The 11,516-nt window shown below is 26.4% G+C and carries 9 protein-coding genes; all 9 read right to left on the reverse strand.

Annotation, left to right across the window (positions count from 1 at the left end):
• Positions 1-543 precede the first annotated feature (543 nt).
• Positions 544-1,371: an MIP/aquaporin family protein gene (locus QX51_RS11395; protein ID WP_039680039.1), complete on the reverse strand. Its 828-nt coding sequence runs from the start codon at positions 1,369-1,371 to the stop codon at positions 544-546.
• A gap of 25 nt (positions 1,372-1,396) precedes the next feature.
• A complete protein-coding gene (gene deoC / locus QX51_RS11400) occupies positions 1,397-2,062 on the reverse strand; it encodes a deoxyribose-phosphate aldolase (RefSeq protein WP_039680040.1) in 666 nt (221 codons plus the stop codon).
• Between the two features lie 14 nt (positions 2,063-2,076).
• Positions 2,077-3,012: a ribokinase gene (gene rbsK, locus QX51_RS11405; protein WP_039680041.1), complete on the reverse strand. Its 936-nt coding sequence runs from the start codon at positions 3,010-3,012 to the stop codon at positions 2,077-2,079.
• Positions 3,013-3,051: 39 nt separating this feature from the next.
• The gene (locus tag QX51_RS11410; RefSeq protein ID WP_039680042.1) at positions 3,052-4,059 is read right to left on the reverse strand and encodes a LacI family DNA-binding transcriptional regulator; all 1,008 of its coding nucleotides are present in this window, start codon (positions 4,057-4,059) and stop codon (positions 3,052-3,054) included.
• Between the two features lie 869 nt (positions 4,060-4,928).
• Complete coding sequence (locus QX51_RS11415; protein WP_039680043.1) at positions 4,929-6,497, reverse strand: phospholipase D-like domain-containing protein; 1,569 nt, start codon at positions 6,495-6,497, stop codon at positions 4,929-4,931.
• Between the two features lie 12 nt (positions 6,498-6,509).
• Entirely contained in the window at positions 6,510-7,907 is a 1,398-nt protein-coding gene (locus tag QX51_RS11420; RefSeq protein ID WP_330376073.1) for a DEAD/DEAH box helicase, read from the reverse strand.
• Positions 7,895-8,569, reverse strand: coding sequence for a hypothetical protein (locus tag QX51_RS11425; protein ID WP_039680045.1), 675 nt, complete (start codon positions 8,567-8,569; stop codon positions 7,895-7,897). The genes QX51_RS11420 and QX51_RS11425 overlap by 13 nt, the downstream gene beginning before the upstream one ends.
• Before the next feature lie 22 nt (positions 8,570-8,591).
• Complete coding sequence (locus tag QX51_RS11430) at positions 8,592-10,100, reverse strand: AAA domain-containing protein (protein WP_039680046.1); 1,509 nt, start codon at positions 10,098-10,100, stop codon at positions 8,592-8,594.
• A 204-nt stretch (positions 10,101-10,304) separates the two neighbouring features.
• Positions 10,305-11,198 (reverse strand): sulfite exporter TauE/SafE family protein, encoded by an 894-nt coding sequence (locus tag QX51_RS11435; RefSeq protein WP_039680047.1) that lies wholly within the window; start codon positions 11,196-11,198, stop codon positions 10,305-10,307.
• Positions 11,199-11,516: the final 318 nt, after the last annotated feature.

Here is an 11,516-nt window from a genome sequence, read left to right on the forward strand (position 1 = left end):
CAAAAGAAGATAAAAATCCTATAACACCAACTGCTAAGAAAATTATAGCTATAAGTTTTTGTATTTTATAAACACTCCCTTTAAAATTATTTTCTTTATCTGTTATACATATATTATTTATATTTATTTCACTAGTTTGAAAAATAAAACTGCTTATTTCATTTAACATTTGATTTATAAATTCATTGTTTAGGTTGTATTTATAAATCCATAATATATATATCCCTTGGAAAAAAAGTATGGATATACTTGAAAAAAGATTAACCTTAGATAATATAAATAATAAAAGTAAAGTTAATAGGATACATTTTATTTTGTAGATTTTAGAAGTTTTAATTACTCCTTGTAACTTACAACCATTCTCTTCCTCTATTATTTTTCCATAATGTATAAATACATTATTTCACAAAAAACAATTAAAAAAGGATGCCTCTTTGAATGATTTAGAAATCATTTTGAAGCATCCTCTTTTTAGCAAATTCTTGACATAAACTGAAAAGAACTACACTCTATAATAGTCTTACGATGACCAAGTCATTGTTGCTATGCTACTTTAGTGCTTGAAAGATTATTTTCTTTTAAGTTTTTTACACTTATCATATATAAAGCTCCAAAGGTAATGGCTGAAATTATCATAATTGCCCAAAGTCTAAAGTCTACTATTCCTTCATATAGTGCTGAATGAAGCATTGCTCCTAAACTTCCTCCCATTATAGGAGCAACTACTGGTATCCATCCATATTTAAAATCTGAAATTCCTTTTCCTGGTATAGGTAATAAAAAATGTGCTATACGAGGACCTAAGTCACGAGCTGGGTTTATAGCATTTCCAGTTACTCCACCTAAAGATGTTCCTAGTACAAATATTAAGCATCCAACTGCTAATGGATTTACTCCAGCTGCAAAATCATTTATTCCTAAAGCTAATACAACAAATACTAATGCAAAAGTTCCTAAAAACTCACTTATAAAGTTTGTAAAATTATTTCTTATTGCTGGTGCAGTTACAAATACTGTTAATTTAACAGTTTCATCTTCTGTAGCTTCCCAGTGAGGTAGATACTGTAAATATACTAATAATGCTCCAAACATTCCACCTAAAACTTGACTTAATAAGTAACCTGGTACTAAAGCCCAATCAAAAGTTCCTTGTATAGCAAAAGCTATTGTAACAGCTGGGTTAAAATGCCCTCCACTTATATCTCCAACTGTATATACTGCAAGAGTAACTGCTGCTGCCCATGCTAAGTTTATTGCCACATTTCCAGCACCATTAGCGCCAGATTTTTTCAAAGAGTTTCCTGCTAAAACACCACATCCTAAAAATACAATTATTGCAACACCTATAAATTCAGCTATATATACACTCATTTTTATATCCCCCTATTTCAACCTATTAATATGAGTTTAATTCCATACTTTGATCTTTAGTTACTATTTTAATACCATTACTAGTTCCTATTCTTTTACATCCTAAATCTATATATGCTTTAGCTGTTTCAAAATCAGAAACTCCACCTGATGCTTTTATTTTTGTATTTTCGCCTATATTATCTTTCATAATTTTTACATCTTCAAGTGTGGCACCACCTATTCCAAATCCTGTTGATGTTTTTATAAAATCTATATTAAGTTTTCCGACTAACTTACTTATAGAAACTTTTTCTTCTTCATTTAAATAACAAGTTTCTATAATCACCTTTAGTAAAACATTTTCCCCACATGCAGATTTTATTTCACTTAATTCTTTTTCTAAGTAATCTAAATCCATTTCTTTTAGAGCAGCTATATTTATTACCATATCTATTTCTTTTGCACCATTTTCAATAGCATTTTTAGTTTCAAATACTTTAGTTTCTATTGTATTTGCTCCTAGAGGAAATCCTATTACTGTGCATACTTTAACATTACTATCTTTTAACAATTCATGTGAAATTTTTACATTTGCTGGATTTACGCAAACAGATGCAAAATCATATTTTAATGCTTCTTTACATAATTTTTCTATATCACTTTTACTTGCCACTGCTTTTAATAATGTATGATCTATATATTTATTCATTTTATTTTCCTCCCTTAAGCCATTGTTAACTCTTTTTCCATTAATGTATCTATTTCTTTTCTAGTAGGCATAGCTGGTGCTGTTCCTATTTTTGTTACAGATAATGCAGCTAAAGCATTTCCAAATCTAGCAGCTTCAAATATATCTTTTCCTTCAGATAAAGCTGTAACAAACCCTCCATTAAATGCATCTCCTGCACCTGTTGTATCTACTGCATCTACAGTATACGCTTTTACAAATTGTTCTTCTTCTTTACTCTTTACATATACACCTTGTTTTCCTAGAGTTATTACAACATCTTCTATTCCTTTTTCTTGAAGTATTTTAGCTGCTACTTTGGCATCTTCTACTGTTACAACTTCATATCCAGTAATAATTGATGCTTCTACTTCATTAGGAGTTATTATATCTACTAATTTCAATACATCTTCGCTAATATCTTGAACTGGAGCTGGATTTAATATTATAGTTGCATTATTTTCATGAGCTAATTTTATATTAGCTTCTATTGCATCTCTATTTATTTCTAATTGGCTTAAGAATATATCACAGTTTATAATTGCATCTTTACAAGTTTGTAAATCTTCTTTAGTTATATTATCACAAGCTCCTGATGTTACTACTATTTCATTTTGAGATGTTACATCATCAACTATTATTAAAGCTGTACCTGTTTGTAAATTTTCATCTTCAAATATGTATTTAGTATCTAAGCCTTCATTTTTAAAAGTGTTAAGAGCCATTTCTCCAAATTCATCTTTTCCAACTTTTGATATAAATGTCACATCACAATTTGCTCTTTTTGCTGCTATTGCTTGATTTGAACCTTTTCCTCCTGGTCCCATTTTAAATGCTAAACCTTTTACTGTTTCTCCTGGTTTAGGTAAATGTGGCGTTCTCGCCATTAAATCAACTATAAAACTTCCTGCTACTGTTACTTTCTTTTTCATTTTGAAATTCCCCCTAATTGTTAAAATTTATAGTTAAGTTTAATTACTTGCTAGTTTTTCAGAACCTCTTAAAACTACTGTTGGCTTTAAGATTATGTTTTGAGTAGAGCTTGGCTCATCATCTGAAAGTTTTTTATATAATATGTTGAAACCTATTTTCCCCATTTCTGAGGTTGGTCTTGATACAACACTTATATTAAGTCCAACATAGTTAAAAAAGTCTAAATCATCAAATCCTAATATTGATATATCTTCACCTATTTTTATTTTCATTTCATTTAGAGCATTAATAGCACCTAAAGTCATCATGTTATTACTTATAAATATTGCAGATACATCTTTATTATTTTTAATAATTTCCTTTGTTAAACTATATCCTGAATCTACTTGAAAATCACCTTCATAAATATTTTTTTCATTTACAGATAATTCATTTGATTCATAAGCTTGCTTATATCCTTCTAACCTTTCTATTCCTGGTTTATATTGTAGAGGACCTGTAATTATTGCTATTTCTTTATGTCCTTCACTTATCAAAGTATCTACACCATCAAAAGCACCTTTTTTATTATCTATAAATACTCCATCAAAATCACAAAATCTTAAATCTCTATCTATTAAAATAATTGGTATTTCTAAAGAGTTCATATTTTGAATATGTTTTTTAATAATTTCCATATTATTGTTAACAGTTGTAGTTATTATAAGACCAGATATATTCAGGTCTTTTAAAGATTCTATTATATTAATTTCTTTTTCTATTTCTTCATTACTATCAAAGGCTAATACATTGCATCCTAATTTACCGGCTTCTTCATTTATTCCTTTTAGTACGTCTGTAAAAAACATATTTGATAAATCTGGAAGTACTACTGCTATATTTTTCAATTGTGAGTAACTTTTATCTTCACCTTTTATTTCAGCTATGGCTTTTTTTATTAACTGTCTTGTTTCTTCTTTTACATATCCTGATTTATTTAAATATCTAGAAACAGTTGCCATAGATACACCTGATTTAATTGCTATATCTTTCACTTTTATATTCATTTTTCTTCCACTTTCTTTTCATTTTTTCCATATTAATTTATATTTTTTATTTCATATTTTCCACATTGCTAAAACGACACTATAATTGATTGTTACCGTTTTCTTTAATTTAATAATATAGATTTTTTATATTCTAGTCAATATATATTTTCATATATTTTCATATTATTTTTATTTTATTCCATAATCCTTACATATTATTTTCATATTTTCCAGCTTTATTTTTCATACTTACTATATTTTTTCACAATTAGAGGAATTTCAATCAACTTCTTTCATATTATACAATACTAATTCTTTTCATTCAAAAGTATAATATTATATTTACCTATAATTTTATAATATTTAATATTAAAATATGAAATCATTTTAAACTCCTCTTTTATTTTCTAAATACAATCCTAAATTCTAAAACAAGGATTTATTACTTATGCATTAACTCATAATGACTCCTTATATATACTTTTGAAACCCAGTTATTTTTATACAACCTAAAAAACTACTAAGCTATAAACTTAGTAGTTCCTAATATCATTGAAAATAAATTATTCCTCTTTATAATTTGAATTATAGTAATATTCACCCCTATTATTTATTATTACTTTAATTAATTCTTCAAATAATTCCATTATCTTCTTTTATATTTTTAATTTCCTTACAATTAAAAAGGTCAGATCTCAATTGTGAGACTGACCTTTTATATTATGCTAGCAAAAGTTGACACAGTATGTCAACTTTCGTACACCCGAGCACACTTGTACAAGGCACACCAGTGTCTTGTACTTACTAACTATCTCCTATTTTAGATTAAATATTTTCTAAATAAATACTATATTTTATATAAATCTATGAATATCTCAATCCCATTCCTAAAATGTTATTCCATTCTTATCTATCTTCTCACATATATCCAAAAAGCTACCATTTCTCATCAGCAAATCCCTCAAATAAACTAAGCGCTCATCATTTATCAATTGATCAGCTACACAATCCAAAATCTCTCTAACCTTCTCCTCATGATACTCCAAATTTAACAAACAATTTAAATTAGAATAAAAATTACCCTTAAGCATATCTCTACCCAAAGAATTTACTATTTGATCTTCCAAATAATACTTAGCTTCCTTTATACATTCTTTATCATTTGTGAGATAAACTGACTCACCCCTTGGTAGATAGTCCCCTCTGTAAGAAAGCCAGTTAAATGAACCTGCTATATGTATTTTATCATCTACAATAATCTCTTTGTTGTGATGATTTCCTATCCAGATTACAAATACAGCTGGTAAATTATCTGGTGATTTTATGCTTTTTAATTTTTCCAACAACATTTCAGGTGCTTTTCTATCTTCATTATTTATATTTCTTGATATTCCCCATGTTATAAATATTTTACAATTCTTCGCCGCTAATTTTTTAATTTTTTTAATCATGTCATCATCTACTACTTTTTCTGAAATCCAAGGGGATTGAATATACATTTTCTGCTTAACCATATTAAAAGTTTTGTTAAATTCTTCTTTTATTTCCTTTCCTCTTATAATTCTAAGCTTACTTTTTTCATGCTTATTTTCTTTCTTTTCTTGAATAAATTTTTCTTCCAATGAATTTGATTGCTTTATAACAGGCTCTTTTTTAATTTCATCAGATAAATTAAAATCTTCTTTTTTCAGTGGTTTTATATTACATATTAATTTACTAATCTCATTGTCAAAGGAATTATTTTCAAAGTTCCACACCCTACATTGCAAAACTTTTTCGACTATATCATATATCCATAATTCAACTATTCTAAAATATGCAATCTCACCGTCTAATTTTTCCATTTCTATGTCTTTTACTTCTTGATTTATTACTTTCTTCTCGCATATGATTTTATGACACTTTGCCAATTCTGATATATTATTTTTTAAATCTTCATTTATATTGCAAATTTTATCTTCAAAATCATTATTCAAATGCAATATATCAATACTTTTATTTTCATAATCTTTCTTTTTATAATCATAAATATTGTTTATATATGGATGATAATAAGCTTCTAATACATCCTGCTTTTCAAAATCTAAAGATAACTTACTTTTATATAAATTTTTACCCGACTCTGTTGTTATAATATGAGGCAATTTATTCAAATATAACATTCCATTTCTTGCCATTTTATCAACATAAGTTTCAATAAATATCTTGTCTAAACCAAGCATTAATGCTATATCATCTATAGTATTATTATTTCCTAAGTTAGTTAAGCCAATATTCAAAATAAACTCTTCTATAATACTTATACTTCTGTAAACTATTGAATTTATTTTCACCTTGTATTTATGAAAAGGAAGTAACCACTCCTTATAATAGATTACTTCCAATTTATCTTCCTTATATTCAATATCTTCTATAATTTTTCCTATGTCCTTAGGATAGTCCTCTATTTTAAACATATATATCTCTCCTTAGTTAAAGATACTTCCTGCATCTATGACACCGTTATATTTATTAACAACTTTTATTACTTCACTATAATAGCCCTTAGCTTCTTTATTATTGTTTTTCTCGCAATATAACTCACTACATCCCACAATAATAAGTAGTTTTTGTGCTCTTGATAAAGCAACATTTATACGTCTTGGATCCTTTGCAAAACCAATTTTTCCTTTATTGTTATTTCTTACAAGGCTTACAATTACAATTTCACTTTCTATTCCTTGAAATCTGTCAACGGTTCCCACTCGCAGGTTCAGATTTTTAAATTCTCTTCCTTTCAAAAAATTATTCTGAAATAATTTAACTTGTGCACTATAAAAAGTAATCACTGACACTTGTTTTTCCTCATTATGTGAAAATTTGTTTATGTCAGTCAGTATTTTTTCTATTACTTCTATTTCTGTTTTATTATAAAAACTGAAGCCATCATTTCTTTCTTCTGCATAACTATTCTTAAGTGGAATATCAACCCACATCAAATGATTTTCTTTTTTTATATACTTTATATCTATGTTATGACTTTTTTCTTTTTCTTCATCCTTAACTCCAGATATTAATCCTACTTTATTTCCACCTTCCTTGTTATCCTTATAAAATTGGTTAATACAATTCATGATTGAACTATGCATTCTATATTGTGTATCCAGCATTATTTTACTTTTCTCATTTATATTCATGTAAATCTTTTCAAAAATACTATTTTTCATATCATCTAATTCATATTTAATATCTTCCAATTCATCATCACAATACTTCATTTCATCTAATAATTCAGACTCAATCACTGGTGGTAGCTGTTTATGATCTCCAACCAATATTATTTTCTTTCCTTTAAGCATAGGTAGTAATAATTCTGGCGGTGTTGCCTTACTTGATTCATCTATAATTACCACGTCAAAATCCTTATATTCAGATTCAAATTTTTTAGAACCTGATTGAACACAAGTTATACCTATTACGTTTGCAAACTCTATATAAAGTTTTTTAAGTTCTTCTTTATCTCCAAATTTACCTTTTTCAATTTTTTTAATCCAATTATCTAAAATCATCAAGTAATTTTCTATTATAGATTTTGCTCTTAATATCTCATCTATTGATATATTGTTGTGAACTTGTGGTACTATATTTATAGTTGCATCCATTACTTCTTTCATATCATTGACAAGTTGATCACATCTATATTTGAGATTATTATATTTTTCTTTTAGATCTATGGCTTTATTTTTTTCTGTTTCTATTTCAAGATATAGTTTTGTAGTATTTTTATTTAAAGTGTTTGTTGTAATATCTATAATAAAATCTAATAAATCTGTTGAGCTTTCATCATAATTAAATTCTTTTTGTAGGGATTTTTTTATATCATCAATATTTTTTTAATTGTTTTTATTTTACTATATATTATTTCTTCATACTCATCTTCAATGAACAGTCGTTTTTTATTTAGATTTGACATTAATATGGAGAGTTCTTCGATTTTTTCTTTTATCATTTTTACATATTCGTTGCCCATATAAATATATTTCAATAAATTAGTCTCCCAATTGGATATTATACCTAAACTTTTTATTAAATTCAGAAATATGGGTTTATGATCTATTACATTAGCTGTATCAACTAAATATTTATCAATTAATTTATTATTAATTTTACCTCTTATGTTATATTTAAGCTCTTCATGATTAATATTATATTTAATTTTCAATGATACAAGTTTATCAACTCTATTATTAATTATGTGTAAATATTTATTCAATAGATTTATATAATATCTTATATCTTTTATCTGGCAATTTATATTTCTATATTCTTTATAACCATTTATTAACTTATCTTTATCTTTAAAATTCATAACAAAGTTTTCAAATGATTCTAACTTATCCTCATATTTTTTTGAATTTTTTATAAATCTTATTTCATTCTCAAAAGCTGCTATTTTTTCTACTGCACAATAACAACTATAATTGTTTTCATATAAATTATTTAATTCATTAATTATTGATATACATATTTCATTGTCTCTTACTTCCAAAAATTTCTTTAATCTAAGGATGTTAGTTTTTATAATTATTTTTACAAATGTCTAATGTCGTATCTAGCCAAGTTTTTACCACATTTCCTTCCGTATATTTTTCTCCTTCACTTTCAACTCTGGATAAATTACCAGTTCTTAAAGCTCTAATCCTAGGGTTATCTATTATCCTCCCTAGTGCATTATCAACTGCCAAATTTGACTGAGATGCTATCAAGGTTTTTAATCCTCTAATAGCATTTTGATAACAAATTTCTGCAATTACTGTAGTTTTTCCTGTTCCAGGTGGTCCTTGAATAACAAATACATCCTTTGAATTTAAAGCTCCTTGCACTGCTTTTATCTGGCTATTATTTAAAGTATTTAATAATAAGTTATTTACATTCAAAATAACTTCTTCATCCTCTTTTTTATATTCTAAATTTTTAGTGTCAAATAAAATAGTTGCCAATTGATTATTTAAAGATTGTCCTGATTTTAATAAGTATAATCCTCGTCTTAAATTGATGGCTTGAGCCAAATCCCCCATTTTAGATATTCTCAAATATCCTTTATTTGGAAATACTGTTTTATTTTCTAAAAGTAATTCTTGAAACTCATCATTTAATTCAATTACAATAGACTTATTTTCTATATTTATCTTATATATAGAACCTATATTATCTTCTACTCTTTCATTAGAGTTTTCGATTTCCTTATCATAAAACAGTATTACCCTATCATTTCTGAAATTTTGCAACTTCTCAATTTCTTCATTAGTAAATGATTTAAAATTCATGGTACATTTTGTAAAATCACTATTACTTTTGTATCCCTTATATTTTATCTCCAATTGTGAGTGTCTTGCATTGTCTTCTATTATTTTTAAATAATGATCCCATTCATCTATTCTGTTTTGGACTTCTATTGACAAATTACTTTTTTCTTTAATAGGCATAGTTCTATAAATATAAGCCTCTCTTTTTATTATTCCCCTTTCTTTACTAGATTTTTTAACTTTATCAGTTTTATCAACTAAAGTATCATAACTATCAGCTTTTTTTATTATAGATAATATATCATTGCTGATGCATATATTTTTAATACTTTCTTCTGTACACAATTTTATTTTTTGAAAATAACAATTATTTTTTTTATTTCCATATTCATCAGAGGCTAGACATAAATTTGTTACTAAAAAATGCTGTTTATCAATATTTACACCATCTACACATAATATTTTACCACCTCTTTTGTTCATAAAATTTCGATTATTAATATTTTCAGTATCACTGGTCATCATTAATCTAGTTTTTCTATCTGAATCTCCAAGTACTGTAATATCCATCAAATAAAAATCATATATTACATCTTCTAAAATAATATTCAATACTTCATCTTTTCTATTATCATCTATCAAACTAACATATTTATTTTTTTCGTCACTATTAATTATTCTATTTATTTTATAAACAGCATTGTTTGTAAGTTTAATCCCTAGATAAATAAAGTTTTCATAAGACTTATCTTCCCCATATGTATTAAACTCCATAATTTCCTCCTAGATACTTAATTTTAACTCTATTAAATTATATTAAATATAGTATAAAAAATTCTTTTTTAATATTAACTACTATGTTTCCATAATACACATTTTAAAATATATATTGTCAAAAAGTTCAATTATATATAATTTCCTCACAAGTAAAAAAGCCAATAACTAAAATTTAATCTTAGTTATTGGCTTTCCATCTATCTAACTTGCTTTATTTTCAAGTTCCATTTCATTATTTTTATTAAGTGCTGCCTTAAACATAGTTACTGCTGTGTAAAGTACAACTCCAACTACTAACCAGTTTAACCAGTATACTGGAAGATTAGTAACAAATAATATTGCAAGTACTGAACCTACTATACCACCTAAAGTTATACCCATAGATACTTCCCTTACATAAGCTCCTTCTTTAACAAACTTAGTACAAGCTATTGGTCCAACAAATGCACATGATCCCATCATTATTGGGAATGCTGCCTTTGGATTCATTCCAAGAAGTGCAACCATTGCCATACATGGTGCATATAAACCTATACCTGCAGTCATTAATGCTCCAAGTACAAAGTTACCTACAACACCTATTATTAATTTAGTTCCTTCAAGTCCTATTGCATCTCCACCTGCTGGCATTACTCCTAATTGTTTTGCTACTAGTAATCCTGCTGTTCCAAGTAAGGCTACTGCCATAGTTAACTGAACTTTCTTTTCTGGTAATTTAGATATTACACCTGCACCTATCCAAGAACCTACTACTGCTGCAACTATCATACATATTAATGTGAATATATCGATTTCTATTGCTGTTAATGACATAAGTGCTTGTGCTACCATTGGTAATGCATGAGCAACATTTAATGTTCCTGGTAATAATTTGTCCGGTACATTAACTTTTTTATCAAATTTTAAAATTGCTGTTGTTGTTGCAAATGATCCTACCCCAATTGCATCTAGGAAATCTGTTATAAATCCTATTATTAAACCTCTCTTAAAAATACCATTGTTAGCTGAATTTCTGTTTTTCCTGAAGTCATTTACATAGACTGCTGAAAACCCTGTTGATATTACTGCTATTGCCCCTAAAATTGCTTTTAACATAATTCTCTTGCCTCTTCTTTCTATTAGTTTGTTCCGAAAAAAATTATATCATCTCTGAAAACATTTTCCAATAATATTAATATTATTTTATATATATTTTTTATTTATTATATATTTATTTTAACTATCATAAAATTCTAATATTTTACACAATTCTAACACTTCGCACAATTATAGGAATACCTATTCTCCATATTACATTTATAATGATATTATTATTTATACAAGTAGTATTACTGAACATATAATTACAACTAGATATTTAGATAAAAAATTAAAAATAACTTTATAGAAAAAATAAACCGTTGGTCAAATTAA

Source organism: Terrisporobacter othiniensis (assembly GCF_000808015.1).
Lineage (GTDB): Bacteria > Bacillota > Clostridia > Peptostreptococcales > Peptostreptococcaceae > Terrisporobacter > Terrisporobacter muris.

Excerpts from the sequence above, each read along its gene's own strand:
- QX51_RS11395 (WP_039680039.1), bottom strand. The coding sequence starts at position 1,371 with ATGAGTGTATATATAGCTGAATTTATAGGTGTTGCAATAATTGTATTT.
- deoC (WP_039680040.1), bottom strand. The coding sequence starts at position 2,062 with ATGAATAAATATATAGATCATACATTATTAAAAGCAGTGGCAAGTAAA.
- rbsK (WP_039680041.1), bottom strand. The coding sequence starts at position 3,012 with ATGAAAAAGAAAGTAACAGTAGCAGGAAGTTTTATAGTTGATTTAATG.
- QX51_RS11410 (WP_039680042.1), bottom strand. The coding sequence starts at position 4,059 with ATGAATATAAAAGTGAAAGATATAGCAATTAAATCAGGTGTATCTATG.
- QX51_RS11415 (WP_039680043.1), bottom strand. The coding sequence starts at position 6,497 with ATGTTTAAAATAGAGGACTATCCTAAGGACATAGGAAAAATTATAGAA.
- QX51_RS11430 (WP_039680046.1), bottom strand. The coding sequence starts at position 10,100 with ATGGAGTTTAATACATATGGGGAAGATAAGTCTTATGAAAACTTTATT.
- QX51_RS11435 (WP_039680047.1), bottom strand. The coding sequence starts at position 11,198 with ATGTTAAAAGCAATTTTAGGGGCAATAGCAGTAATATCAACAGGGTTT.